Raw genomic sequence first — 23988 nt, 5'->3', positions numbered from 1 at the left:
TAAAATAAAATAAAATAAAATAAAATAAAATAAAATAAAATAAAATAAAATAAAATAAAATAAAATAAAATAAAATAAAATAAAATAAAATAAAAAAGAAATAATAAAAATTATTAACTTAATAGGAAAAAGCTTCTCCATCTGGGGATTCTATTAAGAAATTACAACAGTCATCACCCATTGAGAAACATTTTACTTCAGTTACTAAAACATCTTTTTTAAGATAATTTGCAAATAAAGCTTCAAAAATACCTGCATCTAAGTAACAAGTTGGCTTTCCTTTTTTAGGAAGTAAACTACATTCGAAACATTCATAAGCAGTAATGTCAATAATATCCCCTAATTTGATTTCAAGTTTACCTAAACCATTTTCATCCCAAAACTCACAAATATTGTCACAGAATTTGTTAATGTCATCCTCATAAAGTTTTTCATACATTGCTGCACCTATATTTTTACCAGATTGGTTCAATACAGGGTTGATATTAATTCCTTCTTGGATTAAGTTAGATCTTAAAGTGTGGAATAAAAGGAATGAGAATTTAAAGTTATCTACATCTAAGATATTTTTAACCAAGAATTCAGATTGTCTTTCTTCTAATTCTTTTTCATCTCCAGATTCAACTTCACCTAAGAATTTAGAATTAATAAAGAAGATTTTCTTTCTGTGGTCATTTGCATCAAACCTGTAACTTACAATTCCATCTTCTCTTAAAGATTTTAAATGAACAGAAATAGTAGATTTTGATTTACCGGTGTTTTTAACAATCTCATCAAATTCCATATCAGTATCTTTTAACATAGAAAGAATAGTTAATTTTACAGGACTTTTAACTACATTTACACCAAGCTCACCAGGAGCTTTTGCAAAAATTTGAATCGCCTTTGGTTGAATAGTTTTTTCTTCATTTACCATTTTTAACCCTCAAAAAACTTAAATAATTTGTAATTATATTAATTTAATAAAAAATTCTAAAATAATTAAAGCAATAAATTTGTTTTATACCTATAGTATAAACTTTCTAACATATATACTTGTTCTTATATTTACAAAATGTTTTATTTTTTAGATTTGAGTGCGAACAGTTTATTATAATTATAAGAATTTTTAGTTAAAAACACGAATATTTTGTATAAAATATAAAGTATAAAGGAAAAAATACGAACAAATTTTAAAAATATTACTTATTATAAGAGTTTTAATAAGTTTAAAATTTTTATAAAAAATTATGAAAAATTTATTAAAAAAATTAATTAATAAAACTAGAAAAAATAAAAAATTTATAAAAAAATTAATTAATAAAACTAGAAAAAATAAAAAATTTAAACTTTAATTGATTTGAGATTTGATTTTGATTTGATTTAAATGATTTTGTTTAAAAAAGAAAAGATTAAGATTGATTATAACCCGTATCTTTCTTTAATTCCTTTTAAGATTCTGGAATGACGTCCTTCATCTTTGGAACTTTCTCTAAAGAAGTCAGCTGCATCTTCGATACCTGCTTCTTGAGCTTTATCAGCAGCTTCTCTTTTTTCTACATTAGCCATTAACTCTCCTTCTAACATCATGTCAATGTTTTCAGATAAACTTGGTTTAATTACTCCATTCATTTCAGCAAATCTTGCACCATGTTCAGCTTCTTCAAATGCTAATCTTTTAAAGACTTCTGCTAATTCTCCGTATCCTTCACTAGATGCTTGTCTAGCCATAGCCATGTAAATACCTACTTCTTGACATTCACCCATGTAATTTGCTTGTACTTCTTTTTCTACAGGAGTACCTTTAGTTACTCCAACTTTACGTTCATATTCAGCCATTGTTGTGCCTCCAATAAAATTATAGTTTATTAAAATATTGAAAATCTCATAAAAACTTCAATATATGATTAATAATTTTTAAAATTATGAAATTTCTAAGAGATTTATATAAAAATTATGAAATTTCTAAGAGATTTATACATGCAATATTAATTAGTTTTAAAAATATTTATGAGTGTTTAATTTTAGTTTAAGCTAATTTTTAATTTTTATAGGAACTAATTAATAAAAAAATGTTTAAAATGATTGTTTAAAGAATTTAATCTTAAAATAAAATTTTAAATAAAAAATGAGCATTTATAAGAAAATAATCTTAAAATAAAATTTTAGAATTTTATAAATTATTTCTTACAAATACTTAATTATAAATTTAAGCTAAATTCTATTTTCTTAATTTAAAATTTAACTTAAATTCTATTTTCTTAATTTAAAACTTGATTTAAATCTAAATTTAAAGTTCTAATTTCTTTGCTTCTTCTACTAATTTTTGACCTAATTTGAAACTTGCTTCATCATCCTCAGCAGCAGGGACATAGTAAATTTCTTGTTGATCTAGAACTTCGAATCCACATTCAGTTAATTCATTTGCAATAAATTCAACAGCTCCGCCTCTTCCCCCCATAGAACCAAAGGTTATAGCAGGTCTTTTAAATCCAGTTCTGTTAAAGTGAAGGCCTTTTAAGTAGTAAATAATGTCTCCCATACTTGGGAATGGGAAGTCGTTAATAGTAGGAATACCAAAAGCAACAGCTTTACTGGTTAATATGCTTTTTACTATTTCACTTCTTTCATCTTCATGTAAGAAGTACATTTCTACATCGTATCCTTCTGCTATTATTCCTTCAGCTACTTCATGAGCCATTTTTTGGGTAGAGTAGTGCATAGTGTCATAAACAATGGTTACTTTATCTTCTGCAGCTTTACCAGTAGCCCAATCACTGTATGCCCCAATGATTTTCATTGGATCAGTCCAGATTTGTCCGTGGGAAGGAGCAATCATTTTCACTTTTTCTAAAAGACCTAATTCAATAATCTCATCAAATTTATTAAGTACTTTTTTACTTAATGGAGTGATTAAGTTACCATAGAATTTTTGAGCTGCATCCATAACTATGTTTTCTGGAATGTCAGTATCATATCTTTTTGCATAACATAAGTGTTGGCCAAATGCATCGTTAGGGAATAGTATTCCATCTTCTGCAAGTAAGGTAAACATACTGTCAGGCCAGTGAAGTAAGAATGCATCTAAGAATGCTAAAGTTTTACCACCTAAATCAAGAGAGTCGCCAGTTCCAACGATGTTGAAGTCTGCTTCTTCTAATTTAGGATAGTGTCTAAGTAAACCGCCTTCAGCAATTTTACTGCAGTAAATTGGTGCATCGAATTTCTTCCATAAATCATATAAAACACCACTGTGGTCTTTTTCAACATGGTTTTGAACAATGTAGTCAACTTTCATTTCTCTACCTTCTTGTTCAAATGCATCTTCGATACGTGCCATCATCTCTTCAGTTTTTCCAGGATAAGCATTATCAATAATTGCTACCTTTTCACCAAAAACAATGTATGCATTGTAAGTAGTTCCATATAAAGTGTATCCATGATAAGATCTTAAGTCCCAGTCAAGTACACCAATCCAGTATACCCCATCACCTATTTTTTCAGATTTTGCTTTCATTTCAATTCCTCAACTAAATTTATTAATACTTTGATTCATTTAAATTTATTTTTTAGAAAGCTTAATCCTTAAGATTCTATAAAAATAAATTTTTAAAGTATTACTAATTTAATATTTTCAAACTAATAGTTATTATTAGTTCGTAAATAATTAAACAATTATTTATATGAATTTTAATATATATAAAGTTTTGGTTTTGTAGAATACGAACAAATTTTTTTATTATAAAAAAAATAGAAAATAATTATAAGGTCACTCCAACAAAGCCAACAACTAAGCTAACAATAATTATAATCCCTATAAAAAAAGACATAAAAGTTACAATTGGCCTATAAAGACCTTCTGGTGCAATATAAGATAATAAATTCTCAAATAAATGTCCGCCATCTAAAGGTTTCATTGGAAGTAAATTAAATGTACCAACTGCAAAGTTTAGGAAAAATATCCAAAATAATAGTTCATTTAAGGGGATTAAAATCCATAATAAAGGAGTATAAAACTGATTATCATAATCATCTCCAATAACCTTATTTGATTTAGCTTGAATACCCATATAAGCTAAAGATTTATTTTTAGGATTATGCTTTAATTGGAAACTATAATCTCCTTGATCCGTTTGAATATTAATATTTGTATTTGGTTTTAAAGTAGCAACTGCTTTTTGATAAGATTGAGAATCATTTATAGTGATATTGTTTATTTCTTTAATTACCATTCCTTCAGATAAATAATTAATTGCATTACCATCTTCGGTTAATCTATTAACTACAACACCATCTTCATCAAATACAGCAGGTATAACAAATGAAGATAAAGTCATCATAATAACAATAGCAATAGCTGCTAAGGATAAATTAGCCATAGAACCTGCTACATAAATTCTCATCTTTGCAGGACGGCTTAATTCATTTAATTCCTCTTCGTTAGGTTCAACAAAAGCTCCTGGAAGAATTGCAAATAACAATAAGCCTATAGAATTTATACTAATTTTTTCTACTCTTGATAAGATTCCATGACTAAATTCATGTACTATTAAAACTGTTGTAAGTGCTATAAGGCCTGAAAGTAGAGGAATGAATATTGGAGATCCTGGAACTTCAACTCCTGGAACGATTAAGCTAACTGTAGGAGTATACATTAAAGTTTTTAAGGAATAAACCAAGCTAACAGCCATTAGAATCATAAGCCCAGTAGATATAACAATCCCTATATTCATATACCCTTTCCAAAATCTTGGAGCAAGACTCGCTAATCTATCTATAAAACCTCTCAATCTCTGTGTTTTCCACATCAAAAGAGGAAAATTAACTTCAAGCCCATAATTTATGAGTTTATCTTTAAATACAATTGCAATAGTCCAAATAACTAAAAAAGCTATTACATAATAATATATACCGTTCATATTAACACATTAATTGATTTTAATAAACTAAATTGATTTTAATAAACTAAATTGATTTTAATAAACTAAATTGATTTTAATAAACTAATTGAAAAATATTAAAAGAATTAAAATTTTTATTTTAATACTATTATTAAGTTTTATACTATAAAAAAGTATCAAATTCAAAACTTTAAATTTTGAAATGATGCTTTAAAAATAGAAAAATAAAAAACAATAGAATTAATTAAGGATGGCATCTTGCACAAGGTCTGTATCCTTGATTTATAGCTGAAGACCTGCTACTAAAAGTGATTCTATTATAAGACTTTATTCTTTTTGCAGAAGCACATGAAGAATAATGGAACTTATCAGAATTTCGACTAGCTACATAATAGCCTTTCCTTTTAGTGGGAGTCTTTTTAATTACAATTGATGATTTAGAACTTAGAGAATATCTTTTATCAGCAGACTTAATAAGAACTTTGTGAGTGCCAATCTTCAATTCCTTAGTTTTAAATTTAGCTACACCCTTAGAATTAGTTTTAACAGTATAAGTTTTATATTTTTTTCCTGTAAAAACTTTAAGCTTTAGTTTAAGACCTTTAATAGGGTTTTTATTTGATTTGTCCTTAACTGTAACTTTAAAATAAGTATTTTTATTATATTTACTAGTTACTTTTGGAGCTTTAACAATAGTGCTAATTTTTGATGGTGTTTTAGCAGTATATGGAACAGAACTCACTAATAATGACGGATTTTCATTTAAAATATAATCGTCAGAATTATCATCAATATCTATAGCAGATACAAGCCCAACACCTAATAAAATGAGAAATACGATTAAAATGAACAAAGTTATTTTTTTAAACTTAGATTTGAAAAATATAATAACAACTCCAAATGAAATTTCTTAAATAATAATAATTTATTTAAAGTATTATATATTGTTTTATAAAATAATTTTAAGTTTTATAAAATAATTTTAAAGCAATACTCAAAAATAAAGAGTTTAAATAAAAAAGAAATTTTTAAAAATAAAAAGAGCTATAGAATAAAATATGAATAAAAAAATTATTTTTTTAATATGTGTAATAGGGATTATAGCACTTTTATCTATCAGTTCAGCAATTGCTAAAAATAATGATGTAGAGAGTTCTGATTGGGTAAATATAACTATAAATAACATTGATTTCCAAATTCCACCAGAGTATGGAGGTGGAAGAAATACAAGTGGGGATTATCTTTTAAATAATGTATTTACCTTTGGCTTGGTAAGTATGGATAATGATAAATCCTTAAGAGATAATTATGGTTATGAATCAACAAATAAAGAAGTTTATGATGTTGAAGAGATGGAAATTGATGGGCATCATGCCGTTGCTTATTATAGTCATAGAAATATCGTTAATCATAATGTAACTTATTTATTCTTTGAATCAAATAAAACATTCTATGCATTATCCTATGATGGAAATGATGTTAATTCAACTATGAAAAAAATCGTTTCTTATAGCCCTAAATCATCATTTTCTAAAGAAAAATTTAATGAAAAATTAAATACTGCTCAAAAAGATTATATTGAAAATCAAAGAGAATATGAAGAAGCATATGCCTATGAAGAAGGCTATAGAAATGGATATTCCAAAGGAACTAAGAGCAGTAGAAATAAACATGACGATTACTTTGCATACTATTTATTCTATAAATTAGGACAGAGAAGTCGATATTAAATAAAGAAAAAAATTATAAGAATTGTTAACTGATAAAGATAGTTAATTAATAATATTAATAAAAAATAAAATAATTAAAAAATAGTGATGATAAGAATTTTAAAAATTCTTATCTAAAGTTCTTTTTTTAAAGTTTTAAAAATTTTAAATAATTTTTAATAGTTTTCAATAGTATTTAATAGTATTTAATAGTATTTAATAGTATTTAATAGTATTTAAAAATAATAACCTAAACTCTAAAGAGTAGGCCATACCATATCATTAAAGAAAATTAAATCAACCATATCTCCTTTTTCAATACCTTCATGGTTTTCATCAATAATAATATAACAATTAGCTTCAACCATAGAACGTATAATGCCAGAACCTCTATTTAATACATGATATACACTTTCATCATCAGCTACTGCCCTTATGTAATCAGTTCTTCCAAGAGATGATGGTATTTTAGTATCAGAGCACCTTCTAATAACTTTATGAGAATAATCGATTCCTTGCATTTTAAATAAATAATCCCTTGCAATGATATCAAATTGAGCCATGGCAGCTACAGGTTGCCCTGAAAGCATAAATAATTGAGTACCATTAACAATTCCAGCACCAACAGGTTTTCCTGGCCTCATTGCAACACCATGGAATAATACTTCACCTAATTCTTCAACTGCATCAACAACTACATCTCCTTTACTAATAGCTGTTCCGCCAGTTGTAATAACAACATCATACTCTTTTGTTGCTTTATTGATAGTTTCTTTTACTTCTTCAAAATCATCACAAGCATGATCTATATCTACAATAGCTCCAGCACTTCTAATTAGCGCTGCAATGGTAAATTGATTAGAATTAATTATTTTAGCTTTATCAAGTTCTGGAGAAGGTTCTACTAATTCATTTCCAGTGATAATTAATTTCACTCTTGGCTTTTTATAAACTTCTACTTCACTATGTCCTGCTGATGCAATTAAACCCATTTCTTGTGGTCTAATTAAAACATTTGAACCTAATATTTCATCTCCTTTAGCTATGTCTTCAGCTTTTGGAGAAATATTCTCACTAGGAGTAACTTGAGAGTGGATTTCTAAATTATCTCCATCTTCATAACTATATTCTTTCATTAAAACTGCATTTGCACCATTTGGAATTGGTGCACCAGTAGCGATTACAATAGCTTCACCATGAGCTAAAGTTTTATCTGAAAAGTCACCTGCTCCAATTCTATCAATAATTTTTAATTCTTTTATCAGATTATTAGAAGCTCCAAATGTATCTTCTGCTATTACTGCATAACCATCCATAGCAGATTTATCAAATGGAGGAGAATTATGATAAGAAGATATAGGATTAGCTAAAACTCTACCTTGAGAATCTTTAACATGAACTTTTTCTGTATCCATAATCTTTTGATTCTTATCAATTTTAGCTAAAGCATCTTCTAATGGAATTAAATTTGATATAAACTTCATATTATCGCCCTATACTTATTATTTACCTAAATTACCTTTAAATATTAAAATGAAAATTAATTAAAATAAATTCAATTAATTATTTAATAAATTACAATTAAATTAATTTTAAAATAATTTATTAAATAATTAACCAATAAAATAAAGAAAAAACTAATAAAATTAGTTTAAATAAAAATGTGAAAATAAATAAATAGAGAAAAAACCTAAAAAACCCTAAATCTTTATTTCACATTTAAATTTTTATAATTTCTTATTAAGCCATATACTTTTCAATAACACCATTATAAGCATTATTTAATTTATTAACAGCTAAATCTACAATATTCTCATCTTTATTGTTGATTATTAATGAATCTCCTTTAACTTCACCAATAATAGCAGCTTCTATATCAATAGCATTGATGATTTCATCTGATTTTTCTGGGCTGACAGATATAATGTATCTTCCATGAGATTCAGAGAATAATAGATTATTTTCACTGATATCTGCTTCTTTAGGAACTAAATTAATATCTATTTCACAACCTAAATTACTAGATATAATCATTTCAGATAATGCAATAGCTATTCCCCCAGCAGAAACATCGTGAACAGCAGTTATATCAAGTTCTTCCTCACCTTCAAGATATTTAATGTAATCTTTATCTTTATCAATAAGGTTTAAAACTGTATTAGCAGCTGCTAACTCATCTTCAATTCTAATTTTAGGAGCATCTCCTTGTTCAAGAGAGTGTAGAGCCCTGTGATATTCAGAACCTTCAACTTCATCATAAGTTTTACCAATGATTATGATTTTATCTCCTTCTTGTTTAAATGGAAGAGTTCTAATGTTTCCTAGGTTTTCAACACCAATAACTCCAACTGCAGGAGTTGGATTAATTTTAATGCCCTCTGTTTCATTATAGAAACTTACATTTCCACTAATAACTGGAGATTCAAATTTCTCTGCAATATCAGACATACCTTTAATACATTCCTTAAATTGCCAAAGGATTTCAGGAGTTTCTGGATTACCAAAGTTTAGGCAATCTACAACAGCATAGGGTTTTGCACCCATTGAAACCACATTACGAATAGCTTCAGCTACACTTCCTGCCCCGCCATCATATGGAGATAATTTAGTGTGAATTGTATTAGAATCTGCAGATATTGCAATAGCTGTTTCATCATCAATTTGTAATACTGCTGCATCATCTCCTGGTTTTACAAGAGTTCTAGTTTGAACTTCATGATCATATTGCTTGTAAACCCATTTTTTACTTGCAATATTAGGAGAAGATAATATTTTAATTAATGATTCATCAATTGGACCATCAACAACTTCCACTAAATCATTAGCTTTAATAGGCTCTTTCATTTCTCTATCTAATGAAGGAGGATCTGCTAAAAGAATGGTCGGTAAATCACATAATATTTGTAAATCCACATCAGCATCGAAGTCTTTAACAATCATATGGTTTCCATCAGTAACTTCTCCAATTACAGCAGAAGGAATTTCATGTTTATCACAAATAGCCTGTGCTAGTTCTACATCTTTTGGATTAATTACAAAAATCATACGTTCTTGTGATTCTGAAAGCATAATTTCATAAGGAGTCATTCCTTCTTCACGAAGAGGAATAGCTCTAAGGTCTACAACTGCACCATTTTCTGAACTATCTACAAGTTCAGAAACACAGCAAGTTAAGCCTCCTCCACCTAAATCTTTTACACCAGAACAATCGATTTTTTCTAAGATTTCAAGTGACGCTTCAAGTACTCTTTTTTTAGTAAATGGATCAGCTACTTGAACAGCAGGGCGATCTTCAGTTTCAGAGTTAGAAGTTAACTCTTCAGATGCAAAGGTTACTCCATGAATTCCATCACGGCCAGTAGTTCCACCCATAAGTAAGAAAACATCTCCAACATTTGGAGCAATTCCACGTACAATTTCATCTTTTTTAACAAGCCCTACACATAATACATTAACAAGGGGATTTGTTCTAAAAGATTCATCAAATTCAATTTCTCCACCAACAGTTGGAACACCTACCCTATTACCATAGTCAGATATTCCTTCCACCACATGTTCAAATAAGTATCTTGATTTCTGATCTTCAAGTGGGCCAAAACGTAGACTATCAAGAAGAGCTATTGGCATTGCACCCATAGATATAATATCTCTTAAGATACCTCCAATACCAGTACCTGCTCCACCGTAAGGTTCAATAGCTGAAGGGTGATTATGACTTTCCATACCTACAGCAAGAGCATATTCATCTGTAATAGATACAAGACCTGCATCATCTCCAGGCCCTAAAATTATCTTTTCTCCTTCAGTAGGGAACAATCTTAAAATTGGCCTACTACTTTTATATGAACAATGTTCAGAGAACATTACATCTAACATCCCCTCTTCTAAGTCGTTCATTTCTCTTTTTAGAATTCCTTCAATATATTTTACTTCAGAATCTGTCAAAGTCATTTAAACACCTAACTAAGTTTAACAACAGAAATAATTACTTTATTATCTTCAATAATCCATTCTTTTGAGTATTCAATAGAAATATCCTCATCAAGATTTTCTTCACTGCCCTTATCCGTACAAATTTCACAAGCTTTTCCATCAAAGATTATAAGGGATTTAGCTCTAACTTCCTCACTTATTAAACCAGACTGTTTTTCAACTAATTCTTTAAATTCACTATCAGTGTTTACCATAACACCAACATTAGCTTCAACATCTAAATCCATATCTTTTCTCATATCTTGGATTCTTCTAATAAGTTCACGAGCCATAGCTTCAGATAAAATCTCTGGAGTGATTTTAGTATTTACAAATACATTTCCTCCGCTAAATTCAGCACTTACAACATCATCAGGAAGTTCAGAATCATAAAGAACATCATCTGCTGAAAGTTCAATTTCCTTTAAATTACCTTCTCTATCTTCCCCTCTTACAATATACTTACCAGTGCCATCTAAACTGTCTTTTATAGAATTGCCAATTCCATCTGCTTTTGCTTTTGCAAAGAATTTTTGTACAATGCCCATATCTCCTTTAAGTCTTGGACCTAATGTTTTAAGATTAGGTTTTACAATGAAAGTAAGGTTTTCAAACTCTGTTGCAGTTAAAACTTCTTTTGTATTAGATTGATCTTTAATTACATCTTCAAGATAAGCTACACTTTCTAAGATTTCATCATCTTGAGATACAACTGTAATATCACTTACAGGCCATCTAAGTTTATATCTTGCAACATCTCTTGCTCTTGCAGCTGCTTCAATAATATCTCTTAGATTATCCATTTTAGCTTCAAGTTCTTTGTCAATTAAAGCTTCATCATAAATCCAATCATCCATATGAATACTTTCAGCTGCACCATCATCTAAGTTTTTAACTAAGTTTTCATATACTTCTTCAGATAAATGAGGAGTGATAGGAGCCATTAAATGGATTAATGTATTAAGAGTAGTGTAAAGTGAGTAGTATGCACCTAATTTATCAGGATCATCACTTTCTACCCAAGTTCTTCCCCTAATTAATCTTACATACCATCTACTTAAATCTTCAAGTATGAAATTATTAATTTTTCTAGTTGCTAAATGGAAATAGACATTATTAATATCTTCACCTACTTCTTTTGCAAGTGAATTTACAGAGGATAAAATCCATTTATCTTCATTTCTAAGTGTGATATTTGCATCTGGACCATCCACTATACATTTTGCTGGGTCAAATTCATCAAGAGCCATATAAGTAGTTGAAAAGACATATACATTCCAAAAGATATTAAACATCTTTTTAACATTGTTTAATTCATCCCAAACAAATTTAAGGTCATCCCATGGTTTACAAGCCCATAAAAGGTAGAATCTAAGTACATCTACACCATACTTTTCAATAACTTCTTCAGGTTGAACTACGTTACCTAAAGACTTACTCATTTTTTTACCTTCTTCGTCTAATACAAATCCATGCATTAAAACTTTATTATATGGAGCTTGGTCTAATACAATTACACCTGTACCTAGTTGAGAATAGAACCATCCTCTTGTTTGGTCATGGCCTTCACAAATAAAGTCATAAGGATACCACTCCTTAAACATTTTTTCCTCTTGAGGATAGTATAGAGCCGCCCAGCCTGCTACTCCTGAGTCAATCCATACATCCAAAACATCAGGAATACGCTTCATTGGACTTTCACAGCTACAATTACATTTAATTAATACCTCATCAACATAAGGTCTGTGAACTAAATCTTCATCACTTGCAGTTATTTCATTAATAGATTCTTTTTTAAGTTCCTCTACAGAGCCTATTACTTTAATTTCACCACAATCTGGACAAATCCAAATAGGTATTGGAATACCCCAGTATCTTTGTCTTGAAATAGTCCAATCCTTAGCATTAGCTACCCAGTCATAGAATCTTCCTTCACCAGCCCATTTAGGTACCCATTCTACTCTATCAATCTCAGATAACATTTTTTCCTTAATTTCAGGCACTTTAATAAACCATTGTTCAGTAGCTAAGTAAATAATAGGAGTTTTACATCTCCAACATACACCATATCTGTGGTTAATAGTCTCATGTTTAAAGATTAAGTCTTTTGCAATTAAATCAGCAATGATTGTATCATTTAAATCTTTAGTAAATCCATCAGCATAGGTACCACCATCAGCATTAAAGCAGCCTGCTTCATCTACAGGACAGTGAATAGGAAGTCCGATTTCTTGACCAATTTCAAAGTCCTCAGGACCATGTCCAGGAGCAGTATGTACAAAACCAGTACCTTCACCTAATTCTACATGATCTCCATGGAAAGTTGTGTGAACTAATTCATTTTCAGCTTCAATTTCCATTTGTTTAGGTACTTCTTCAGCTAAAGGATAAAGGTAACTTAAACCTAAAAGCTCAGACCCCTTTAGAGTTTTAATGATTTCATACATCACTTCATGTACTTCTTCAATGATGTATTTTTTCTCACTAGATTCTTCGTTTTCTGGATCATATTTAGGATTCGGTAATTTATTTTTATGAATCACTTCAATTGGTCCTAAAACACTTTCTAAAAGCTCAGATGCAATGATTAAAATTTCATCTTCACCTTGATTTAATCTCCCATCAACTTTAACAAAAGAATATTCAAAATCTTCATTTAAACAAATAGCCAAGTTTCCAGGAAGTGTCCAAGGTGTAGTTGTCCATACTAAGAAAGATTGTCTTAAATTTAGATAAGCATCATCAGTGATTAATTTTTCTTTTAATGGGAAACGTAGATAAATAGATGGGTCTTCTCCTTCAGTATAATCAATCTCAGCTGCAGCAAGTGCAGTTTCACAATGAGGACACCAACTGATTACCCTTTTATCTTTTGTAAGTAAATTTTTCTCATGAGTCTTTTTAAGAGTCCACCAAGCTGATTCCATATATTTAGGATCTAATGTCATGTAAGGATTATCCCAATCCATCCAAACTCCTAATCTTTTAAACTGTTCAGTCATTGCAAATTTATTTTCCATTGCAAATTCTTTACATTTATCAATGAAATTATCTATTCCATATTTTTCTTCTATCTCTTGCTTAGATTCAATACCTAATAATTGTTCTACCCTATGTTCAATAGGTAAACCATGCATATCCCATCCAGCTTGTCTTCTTAATTTAAATCCATTCATAGATTTATAACGTAACAAAGTATCTTTAATAACTTTATTCCAAGTAGTACCTAAATGTATTTTACCACTACAATATGGAGGTCCATCTAAAAAGGAATATTTTGGACCATTAGCTCGTAATTTATTTGTTTTAGCATAAATATCAGAATCTTCCCAAAAGTTTTGGACCTTTTCTTCTATTTTCTTAAAGTCATAATTTTTCTCCGCCTCTTTTAACGGCATAATGATTCTCCTAATAACAGTGATTTTTTAAATTTTTTAACAATGATTAAATAAATATGATTTTTATTTTGAATAATGATTAAATTTAGAATAATTAATTTTAATTTGAAATAAATATATTAAAAATTTAATTTAAATAATGAATTAATATAATTGATATAATTTAAAATAATTAAAAATTTAATTTAAATAATGAATTAATATAATTGATATAATTTAAAATAATTAAAAATTTAATTTAAATAATGAATTTATAAAATTTAAAATTATTTAAAGTCTAATAAGAATTTTTACTTTTTTAAAAAACATAAAATTAATTTAAAAAACAAAAAGAAAAATAAGTAAAATGAAAAAGTCTTTTAAATTAAAAGTTCCTTAAAGGAAATGAATAGTAATAGAATTAGCCATCCTATTATTCAATTAGAAATGTTTAAAATGTTCTTGCTTTACCTTGAACTACATTTTCAGTAATTACAGATATATTTTCTAACCAATCATCGATGATTTTGTTAACTTGTGGAGTAACTTTCTCCATATCATAACCATCTTCTAAGATTAAACCAGCAGAAGCTGCTTTAGGTTGGTCAATAGGTTTACCAATTTGAGATAAAATCATCAAGTTGATTTGTTTAATACCTTCAACATTAGCAACAACATCATTTGCAATTTCATTAGATAAAATATTATAAATTTTACCTACATGATTAATTGGGTTTTTACCAGAAGTTGCTTCCATAGACATTGGTCTGCATGGAGTAATCAAACCATTAGCTCTGTTTCCTCTTCCTACAGAACCATCATCCCCCATTTCAGCAGAAGTACCAGTTACAGTTAAGTAGTATCCAGATTCATCTTTTGCTTCATCACTATCAGCAGTGTTTACAAATACTTCTACCTCTCTGTTGGTGTATTTTAAAGCAAGGTCAATTACAATGTCTTTTAAACCCTCTCTTACTGTAATATATTCATCTCGATTAGCTAAGTATTTAGAAACCATAGCACAGCCAATAGTTAAAGTAATTTTATCTCCATCTCTAAGACCCATTACCTTAATATCTTCACCTACAGCAGGATGTTGCTTTTTGAATCCTTTAGAGTTTAATAATTTCTCAGTTTCCATTACGATAGTTTCCACTTCAGAAAATGGTGCATATCCTACACCAAAGGAAGTGTCGTTAGAAGAAGGTGCACCTTCTCTACTAAATACATCTACTAAATCACCAGAACCATGTCCAATTTTACATTGTACAATTGTATCAACATTAACATCTAAGTTAATTACAGTTTTATCTAAAAATTCTTTTGCTGCTTCAATTGCAACTCTATCAAGAGGGAATTTGTGTCCTTCGTATTCAGATACTCCTCTACCAGTTAAAAGAATATCGATAGGTTTAATAATTTCTCCACCACCGAAGACAGGATGTGATTCACCTGCAGTAATTTGAACTTCATCAGTGTTGTGGTGTAATACCCCACCTAATTCATCCATATACATCTTACAAAGTGCTTCACTTACAGATTCACCAATACCATCACTGATACTGTCTGGGTGACCAATACCTTTTCTCTCTACAATTTCAATATCAAGATCTTCAATAAAAGTTTGATTTAATTCTTTAATAAAAATATTTCTCATAAAATCCCTCACAGATTTAGTCAAATAATTTTAGTTTTTATAAATTCATTATTCTATAAAAATAATTTTCTTAAATATTTTATATTTCAAAATACTTTGATAAAAATTTAAACAAAATCTTTCTAAATAATTAATTTAATTTTAATAAATTGAAACAAAATCTTTCTAAATAATTAATTTAATTTTAATAAATTGAAACAAAATATTAAATATAAATTATTATGATTTATATTTCTTATTTTAAATATAAATAAAGTTTATTATTATTAGTAGTTAGAAAAATAATAATTATATGATTATTATAATATTCTAATGAAATAAAAAATTAATATAATTTAGTAAAATTGATTTAAAAATGTAAAAAATTATTTAAAAAAGAAAATATTTATTAATATTAAAATTAAATAGAAAATAAGATATGAATGAATTTTATTAAAAAAATAAATAGAAATAAAGAGGAATATTCAAATGCCAATGAAATTGCAAATAATCAAAGGAATAAAAATAATCTAAGCTATAGAAAAAATGATAACTTGAAAATATTATATTTAAAAAATTCTAAAAAAATTATTACAAAAGTTAAAATAGCAAATAGCTTTAAAAAGCGTTTAATTGGATTAATGTTTAAAAAAACAACAAAATATCCCTTATTGTTTGAAATTCCACAAAAAATCAATAGAAAAGAAAAATCATCCATACATAGCTTTTTTATGAGATTTGAGATAAGATTGGTTTTTATTGATAGAAAGAATATTATTTATGAAATAGCTGATTTAAAACCATGGCGATATTATGTTCCTAAAAAACCTGCCAAATACATAATAGAATTTGATAAAATAGAATTTGATAATTTTGATTTAAAAATAGGGGATGAAATAGAAATAAAATAAATTGAAAATAAAATAGAAAGGTTTTTAATCAAACTTTTTATAAAAGTTTCTCTAAAAGTTTGGATGGGTTTTCAAAAATCTCGATTCCCTCCATTTTTTCTAGTTTACGAGTATTTAGAATGTCTATTGGCCTCATGTGCATTGTGATAATTTTACCTTCAGAAACTGCATCATAAGGACAAATATCTTTACAGGCTCCACAACCAATACATTTTAATAAATCTATTTCTTCATGAGGAATAATTGCAGCATTTGGACAAACAAGAGCCGCTTCACACTTATCACATGATTTACATTTAGTTTTTTCAAGTTTTGAAGGCAAAACAGTTTCAATATCCTCTTCTTCAATATCTACAGGAACCATAAGTGTTCTAACTTTTCCTTTTCCAGCTTGAGCAACTGCATTAGTTACAAGAGTATCGGATATTCCATAAACTATTTTTGCTACTGTATTTGCAGTTGTAGGAGAAACAATAAGTAAATCATACTTTCCAAGTGAAAGTCTACCTGTAATAGGAAAACTGAATTTTTGATTAGAATCACTTGCTAATTCTCTATATCTTCCACCAGTAACAGCAAGAACTCTATCATAAAGCCCATACATCTTTAAAACTTCTTCAGCTGCATGTGATAAAAAAACAGTTATATCATGGTCATTTGCTAACTCTTCCATAGCTTCAACACTTTCTCTAAGTAAATGTCCTGCACCAGTAAAAGCCCATCCTATTTTCATCTTAAAACTCCAATTGAAAAATATCTATAATAATCTTTATAAAATTTGCATATCTAAATAAAATAAAAAAAAGAATTTCTAATTTAAAAATAAATTAGAAAAGATTTGCTTTAGAAAGAATTTTGGAAGGTTTTTAGGCAAATCCTCAAAAAGCTTCTGCTTGGCCTAATATTGAATATACTTATAACCTTCTTCTGCTTGGCCTAATATTGAATATACTTATAACCTTCTTCTTCTTTGAAAGCATAGTGAATAGTTCTGTATTGGCTCATAAATTCAGTAACTTCATCTTTAATATCTAAACTTTCACCTTCAGCAACTCTCCAGATAAATTTAGCTACTTCTTCCATTTCTTTTTCTTTCATACCACGTCTTGTAATTTCTTGGGTACCAATTCTTATACCAGATGGATTGTCACTATCATTAACATTGTCTCCTGGAATAAGGTTTTTATTAAGAATTACATTGTTTTGTTCTAACTCTTTAGCTAATAGGGTTGCTCTTTTTACATCAGAAACATCCATAGCTACTTGGTGAGATTCAGTGTATCCTAAATCTTCACATAAAACATTGAATCCCTCCTCAGCAAGTGCACCTGCTAAGGCTTTAGCGTTTTTAATAGTTTGTTTAGCATAATCTTCACCAAACTCTAACATTTCAGCAGTGGCAATACCTAAACCAGCTAAGTGGTGTAAGTGGTGGTTACTTACCACACCTGGGAAAACAGCATTATCAATCAAGTCTTTGTTTTCTTCTTGAGATAAGATAATCCCGCCTTGAGGACCTGGGAAAGTTTTGTGAGTACTGCCCATTAAAATTTCAGCTCCTTCCTTTAAAGGATCTTGGAATTGTTTACCTGCAATTAAACCAAGTACATGAGCACCATCATACATAATAGTTGCTCCTACTTCTTGTGCTGCATCAACAGCTTCTTTTACTGGGTGTGGGAATAAGAATAAACTTCCTCCAAAGAGAATAATTTTAGGTTTTTCTTCTAAAATCATTTTATTCATTGCATCAATATCAATATTCATAATTGAAGGGTCAAAAGGATGTTCTAAAGTTTTTAATCCTCTGATACCTGCTGCACTTACATTTGCATGGCTTATGTGTCCACCAAATGGAATATTCATAGCCATCATTTTATCTCCAGATTTAGCAAAACCAAAGAAAGCCGCTAAGTTTGCAGTTACACCAGATACCGGTTGAACATTCGCATAAGTACAGTCATAAACTTTACAAGATAATTGCTTTGCTAAGTCTTCTATTTGGTCAATGTAAGTACAACCTTGGTATAATCTCTGGTAAGCTTGTCCTTCAGCATACCTGTGAGACAAATCTGATACCATAGCAGTTTTTACTTGATTGCTTGTAATGTTTTCACTTGCAATAAGGTTAATACTATCTCTCATCCAGTCATTATGAACTTTCATTAATTCATTAAACCTATTAACATCTTCTTCATATTGATACATGTCATAACACCTATATTTTCTTAAATAAATGATTAAATCTTAAAATATGATTTTTATTAATTTTAGTCAATATTAATAAAAATTAAATTAAATTAAATAAAAATAAAAAATTAAAAAGTTTATAAAAATCAGAAGGATAATCTAAAAAATATAATCTCTATAAAATTCTTATTAATATAGAATATAATTTTTAAATTAAATAAAAGTTTTTATTAATTTACATATTAAATATATTATTTCTTAAAATAGTATATCATTTTGAAAAAAAATAAGAGATAAATTTAAAAAATAATTTCTTATTTAAAAATTTTAATTTATTTAAAAAAATTAATTAAAAAGATATATATTGAATATATGAATGTTTAAAAATTAATTAAAAAAATAGATATTAAATATATGAATGTTTAAAAATTAATTAAAAAAATAGATATTGAATATATGAATGTTTAAAAATTAATTAAAAAAATAGTTAGTAAATATAAAAACGTTTTAAAAATTAATTAAAAAAAGAAAAAAGAAAAAGAGAATAAATCTCTTAATCTATTTTGCTACGTCTTCAAGAGCTGCAGAGATTTGTGCCATAATTTGTTCGGTTTTGAAGTGGTTTTGGTTCATAGCACCAGATGGACATGCACCTACACAGGTACCACATCCTTTACATAATGCAACATTAATTGCTGCATGTTTCTCAGCGTCTTCACCTTCAATACTTACAGCACCGTATGGACATAATTCTACACATACTTCACATGCACCACAAACAGTAGCATCAGTGTCAGCAGTAATAGGTTCGATTTCTACTTCACCTTTAGCCATTGGGATAGATGCTCTTGATGCTGCAGCAGAACCTTGTGCTACTGCGTCAGGAATATCTTTAGGACCTTGTGCTACACCAGCAATGTAAACACCATCAGTTAAAGTGTCAACAGGTCTGAGTTTTGGGTGAGCTTCCATGTAGAATCCGTCACTAGTTCTAGATAAACCTAAGGTTTGTCTGAGTTTGTTAGATCCTTCAGGAGGTTCTAATCCAATAGATAATACAACTAAGTCATAGGTGTATTCAGTTATTTTTCCAAGTAAGGTATCTTCTGCTCTGATAGTTAATGTTAAATCATCGTTTTCAATGATTTCAGCAGGACGTCCTCTTAAGAACTCAATACCATATTTTTCTTGGGAAGTTTTGTAGAACTCTTCGAATCCTTTACCGAATGAACGGATATCCATGTAGTAACAAGTTACTTCAGTGTCAGGTTCGTGGTCAATACATAATTGAGCATTTTTCATAGAGTACATACAACATACTCTTGAACAGTAGGATTTACCGATTTGTTCATCTCTTGAACCGACACAGTGGATGAATGCAATACGTTTAGGTTCGATTCCATCAGATGGTTTAATTACATGACCACCAGTAGGACCTGATGCATTGATCATTCTTTCAATTTCCATTGCGGTAATTACGTTAGTGTATCTACCATAACCATATTCGTATTTTTCAGTTGGGTCATATGGATCATAACCAGTTGCTGCAATAATGGTACCAACATGAAGTTCGATTTCTTCAGGTTCCATGTCACGGTCGATACATTCAGGACCACATACAGTTTCACAAAGACCACAGTCAATACAGTAGTTTTTGTCGATAGTTGCACAGAGAGGTACTGCTTGAGGGAATGGGATGTAAGCTGCTTTTACCATACCGACACCTTCGTCATAGTAGTTAGGTATTTCGATAGGACAAACTTCTTGACATTGTCCACATCCAGTACAATCCTCTTCTCTAACATATCTTGGTTTTTTCTCTACTTTTACAGTGAAGTTACCAATGTATCCATCTACTTCTTTAACTTCAGCGTAAGTAATTAATTCAATGTTTTCGTGTTTGGAAGTGTCTACCATCTTAGGTGCGAGAATACACATGGAACAGTCTAAGGTAGGGAAGGTTTTGTCTAATTGACCCATTCTTCCACCGATAGTTGGGTTTCTTTCTACTAAGTAGGTTTTGAATCCCATATCAGCTAAGTCTAATGCAGATTGAATACCTGCTACTCCACCACCGATAACAAGACTTTTTTTATCTACAGCTACTTTAGAAGCTTCAAGAGGTTCTAATAATCTAGCTTTTGCAACAGCCATACGAGTTAAGTCTTTTGCTTTTGCAGTTGCTTCAACAGGTTGGGTCATGTGTACCCAAGAGTCTTGTTCTCTTAAGTTAGCAAATTCAAATAAAAATTTGTTTAATCCAGCTTCTTCTACACATCTTCTGAATGTAGGTTCGTGAAGTCTTGGAGAACATGCTGCTACTACGATTCTGTTTAAGTTATGTTCTTTAATATCATCTTGAATAAGATTTTGACCTGGGTCAGAACACATGTATTTGTAATCTTTTGCAATAACTACATTAGGTAAAGTTTTTGAGTATTCTGCTACTTCAGGACAGTCTACTACTCCACCAACGTTTACACCACAGTGGCAAACATATACTCCTATTCTAATTTCTTCTTCATTTACATTTTCTTCTGCCATTAAATCACCTTGTACAAGTAAAATGATTAATCATTGATCTAATTTTAATATATTATATATAAAATATTAGATACAATTTAAACTTTTAAAAATTGAGTATATAAAGCTTTCTATAAATAAGTAGGAGTAAAGTATATATATGAGAAAAATTTAAATTGATTAAAATCAATCAAATAATTAAAAAATATTAATTAAGAATAATTAAGATAAAATAAGATAACATTATAGATTTTTATAAAAATAAAGAGATAATAATCCTCAAAATCAGAAAATAAAATAGATTTTTATATGCCTAAAAAATAAGAAATTTTAAAAAAAAATTCAAAGAAAGAAGGAAAAGCCTTTAAAAAATAAAAAATTTTTGAAGAAAAATAAGAGTTCTTTAGTTTTTAAACTAAGTTTAAATAGAAATCTACTACTTAAATAATAAAATAATAATAATCGATTTAAATTGAATATTATAGATAAAGAAATAGCTTTTTTTAAAACTATGAATGAAACAAAAGAGAAATAAGAATAGTGTAACCTTTTTTGAAACACCATAAAAAAGCAATTTTATATTAATTTTTATACCAATTATGATAATATTTTATAACAATCATAATAATATTTTATAACAATCATAATAAATAAAAAAATAGACAAAAATCCTTAAACCTTCCTTAAAGCATAAGCATTAAGAATATAGGAATTGTAACTAGACTAAACAAAGTAGAAGTAAAAATGCAATCAGAAGTTAAATTAGAATCTAAGTTATAAATTATAGAAATAACCAATCCTAACATAGCTGAAGACATAGTAGCTTCTATAAAGCCAATTGTATGATTAAGCTCAGTTATATTAAGTAAAGACAAGACAGCTAAACCAATCAAAGGATAAATAATTAATTTGATAAATGATGCTAATCCTACCTCTTTAAAGTGATTTTTTAAACCATCGATTTTTAATGATAATCCCAAAGATATCATAATAAGAGGAATGGTAGAACCTGCCAAATAATTTACAACAGTTGACCCTACAGATGTAATTGGAATATTAAATATATTGAAAACAATTCCTAAAATTATTGACCATAAGGGTAGAAATGTTATAATCCTTTTAATAGCTAGTTTAGTTGATCCATCAAAAATTAAAATTAAAAGAAAACTTAAAATGACAAAAGTTATCGAAGTAGCACAATCACAAAACACCGCTCTAATTAAACCAGCACTTCCATAAATTCCTTGTGTAATTGGATAACCTAAAAAACCAGTATTACCTAAAACTACAACCACTATTATACTCCAAATTGTCCTTTTGTTCCATCCTAAAAATTTTAATAGCAAATAAGTTAATACACCTACAATTAAACTAGTGATTAATATATAAACTGTCAAAATGCTTAATCGTGGAAGTAAGGAAACATCAACAGTATACAAAGCATTGAAAATTAGACATGGTAGAGATATATTGATTACTAAATTATTAAGAGTTTCAACATCTTCTTCTTTTAAGAGATTAAGCTTTTTAGATAAAACTCCTATTAAAATCATTACAATGATTGAAACAATAATAATTCTAAAATCCATAAAATCAACAAAATATTTTTAAAATAAATAAGTTCTAAATATTAAATCTTTATTTATTAAAATTAGTTAAAATAGTTTTTGAAAAAATCAGCAAAAATAAGAAAAAACAATATTAAAAATTAGTTAAAATAGTTTTTGAAAAAACCAGTAAAAATAAGAAAAAATAATATTAAGAATAAATTACTCTCAAATATCAAAAAGAATTTTGATCAAGGTTTTTAAGGCGAAGCCTCAAAAAGCTTGGGAGTTAATCTACAACACCATCAGTAGTAACTTTAAATACAGCTTCTCCTTCTGGTAAGTGAGGGCTGTCTACTAATCTAGCAATTCTTTTACCTGCTAAACCTTTTTTAAGCCAAATTCTGTAAGTAGAAGCGTGCCCTAAAACATGCCCTCCAATAGCTTTAGTTGGGCTTCCAAAGAAAGCATCAGGTCTTGCTTGAACTTGGTTAGTAAGGAAAACCGCTACATTGTAAGTGTTAGCTACTTGTTGTAATGCATGTAGGTGTTGGTTTAATTTTTGCTGTCTTACAGCTAAAGATTCTCTTCCAACATATTCAGCTCTGAAATGTGCCATAAGTGAGTCAACAATGACTAATCTTAGATTACATCCACTTTGAATCAATTCATTAATCTTTTCAGCCATTAAGATTTGATGAGAAGAGTTAAAAGCTCTTGCAATGTGGATTTTTCTTAATACTTCATCACGATCAAGACCAAAAGCATCTGCTATTTGTTCAACTCTTTCTGGCCTAAATGTGTTTTCTGTATCAATAAATACGCATTCACCATCTAAACCACCTTTCTCCTTAGGTAATTGAACAGTAACCGCTAATTCATGGGAGATTTGACTTTTACCTGATCCAAACTCACCAAATACTTCAGTAATAGCTTGGGTTTCAATTCCACCACCTATTAACTCATCTACTCCTTTACTTCCAGTAGTTATACGTCCAACATCTCGTCTTCTTTCCATTACATCAAATGCAGTTTCAAAATCAATTTTTTCTGCCTTACGTGCTGCTTCAATAACTTTTTCAGCTACACCTTCACCAATTTCTGCTTTTACAGATAATTCTTTAGCAGTAGCAGTAGCTAATCTCATCATATCAGCAAATCCTGCATCTCTTAATTTTTCTGCAGTTTTTTCTCCAACATTTGGTAAGTCTTCAAGTTCTACCATAATTATCAACCCATTAAA

16 protein-coding genes are annotated in these 23988 nt (G+C 28.7%); 2 read left to right on the top strand and 14 right to left on the bottom strand.

Features of this window, described 5'->3' with window-relative positions; translation table 11 throughout:
- Positions 1-118: 118 nt before the first annotated feature.
- The 5 genes from BM020_RS03065 to BM020_RS03045 all read right to left on the bottom strand — a co-directional run bounded on the left by BM020_RS03065 (position 119) and on the right by BM020_RS03045 (position 5733).
- Positions 119-916: a transcriptional factor MsvR gene (locus BM020_RS03065; protein WP_067148127.1), complete on the bottom strand. Its 798-nt coding sequence runs from the start codon at positions 914-916 to the stop codon at positions 119-121.
- A 485-nt stretch (positions 917-1401) separates the two neighbouring features.
- Positions 1402-1818 (bottom strand): ferritin-like domain-containing protein, encoded by a 417-nt coding sequence (locus BM020_RS03060; RefSeq protein ID WP_067148131.1) that lies wholly within the window; start codon positions 1816-1818, stop codon positions 1402-1404.
- A gap of 451 nt (positions 1819-2269) precedes the next feature.
- Complete coding sequence (locus tag BM020_RS03055; protein ID WP_074798131.1) at positions 2270-3496, bottom strand: FprA family A-type flavoprotein; 1227 nt, start codon at positions 3494-3496, stop codon at positions 2270-2272.
- A 244-nt stretch (positions 3497-3740) separates the two neighbouring features.
- The gene (locus tag BM020_RS03050; protein ID WP_074798129.1) at positions 3741-4898 is read right to left on the bottom strand and encodes a site-2 protease family protein; all 1158 of its coding nucleotides are present in this window, start codon (positions 4896-4898) and stop codon (positions 3741-3743) included.
- A 226-nt stretch (positions 4899-5124) separates the two neighbouring features.
- A complete protein-coding gene (locus BM020_RS03045) occupies positions 5125-5733 on the bottom strand; it encodes an Ada metal-binding domain-containing protein (RefSeq protein ID WP_074798127.1) in 609 nt (202 codons plus the stop codon).
- A 205-nt stretch (positions 5734-5938) separates the two neighbouring features.
- Here BM020_RS03045 and BM020_RS03040 point away from each other — a divergent pair, with 205 nt between their 5' ends.
- Positions 5939-6610 carry a hypothetical protein gene (locus BM020_RS03040; protein WP_074798125.1) on the top strand — a complete coding sequence of 224 codons (672 nt, stop codon included), beginning with the start codon at positions 5939-5941 and terminating at the stop codon, positions 6608-6610.
- A gap of 236 nt (positions 6611-6846) precedes the next feature.
- On the opposite strand, the gene BM020_RS03035 is transcribed toward BM020_RS03040, so the two are convergent.
- From BM020_RS03035 to BM020_RS03020, 4 genes are all read right to left on the bottom strand, one after another.
- On the bottom strand, positions 6847-8073 hold the full coding sequence (locus tag BM020_RS03035) for a molybdopterin molybdotransferase MoeA (protein ID WP_067148146.1): 1227 nt from the start codon (positions 8071-8073) through the stop codon (positions 6847-6849).
- Positions 8074-8329: 256 nt separating this feature from the next.
- Positions 8330-10540 carry a phosphoribosylformylglycinamidine synthase subunit PurL gene (gene purL, locus BM020_RS03030; protein WP_067148148.1) on the bottom strand — a complete coding sequence of 737 codons (2211 nt, stop codon included), beginning with the start codon at positions 10538-10540 and terminating at the stop codon, positions 8330-8332.
- An 8-nt stretch (positions 10541-10548) separates the two neighbouring features.
- Complete coding sequence (ileS, locus tag BM020_RS03025; protein ID WP_074798123.1) at positions 10549-13959, bottom strand: isoleucine--tRNA ligase; 3411 nt, start codon at positions 13957-13959, stop codon at positions 10549-10551.
- Positions 13960-14389: 430 nt separating this feature from the next.
- Positions 14390-15595, bottom strand: coding sequence for a methionine adenosyltransferase (locus BM020_RS03020; protein ID WP_067148153.1), 1206 nt, complete (start codon positions 15593-15595; stop codon positions 14390-14392).
- Between the two features lie 422 nt (positions 15596-16017).
- On the opposite strand from BM020_RS03020, the gene BM020_RS09875 reads away from it, so the two are divergent.
- A complete protein-coding gene (locus BM020_RS09875) occupies positions 16018-16485 on the top strand; it encodes a DUF192 domain-containing protein (RefSeq protein WP_083405359.1) in 468 nt (155 codons plus the stop codon).
- 37 nt (positions 16486-16522) lie between these two features.
- Here BM020_RS09875 and BM020_RS03010 read toward each other — a convergent pair whose 3' ends face one another.
- From BM020_RS03010 to radA, 5 genes are all read right to left on the bottom strand, one after another.
- On the bottom strand, positions 16523-17218 hold the full coding sequence (locus BM020_RS03010; RefSeq protein ID WP_067148157.1) for a dihydromethanopterin reductase (acceptor): 696 nt from the start codon (positions 17216-17218) through the stop codon (positions 16523-16525).
- Positions 17219-17421: 203 nt separating this feature from the next.
- Positions 17422-18693, bottom strand: coding sequence for a serine hydroxymethyltransferase (glyA, locus tag BM020_RS03005; protein WP_074798121.1), 1272 nt, complete (start codon positions 18691-18693; stop codon positions 17422-17424).
- A gap of 540 nt (positions 18694-19233) precedes the next feature.
- On the bottom strand, positions 19234-21219 hold the full coding sequence (locus BM020_RS03000) for a CoB--CoM heterodisulfide reductase iron-sulfur subunit A family protein (protein WP_067148163.1): 1986 nt from the start codon (positions 21217-21219) through the stop codon (positions 19234-19236).
- Between the two features lie 662 nt (positions 21220-21881).
- Positions 21882-22787, bottom strand: a complete 906-nt coding sequence (locus BM020_RS02995; RefSeq protein WP_074798119.1) for an AEC family transporter — start codon at positions 22785-22787, stop codon at positions 21882-21884.
- A gap of 247 nt (positions 22788-23034) precedes the next feature.
- A complete protein-coding gene (radA, locus tag BM020_RS02990; RefSeq protein ID WP_067148169.1) occupies positions 23035-23970 on the bottom strand; it encodes a DNA repair and recombination protein RadA in 936 nt (311 codons plus the stop codon).
- Positions 23971-23988 lie beyond the last annotated feature (18 nt).

Origin of the sequence: Methanobrevibacter olleyae, from assembly GCF_900114585.1 — an archaeon.
In the GTDB taxonomy this organism is placed as follows: Archaea; Methanobacteriota; Methanobacteria; order Methanobacteriales; family Methanobacteriaceae; genus Methanobrevibacter; species Methanobrevibacter olleyae.
Note: the sequence above shows the minus strand (reverse complement) of the source record. Positions and strands in the feature narration are given on the sequence as shown.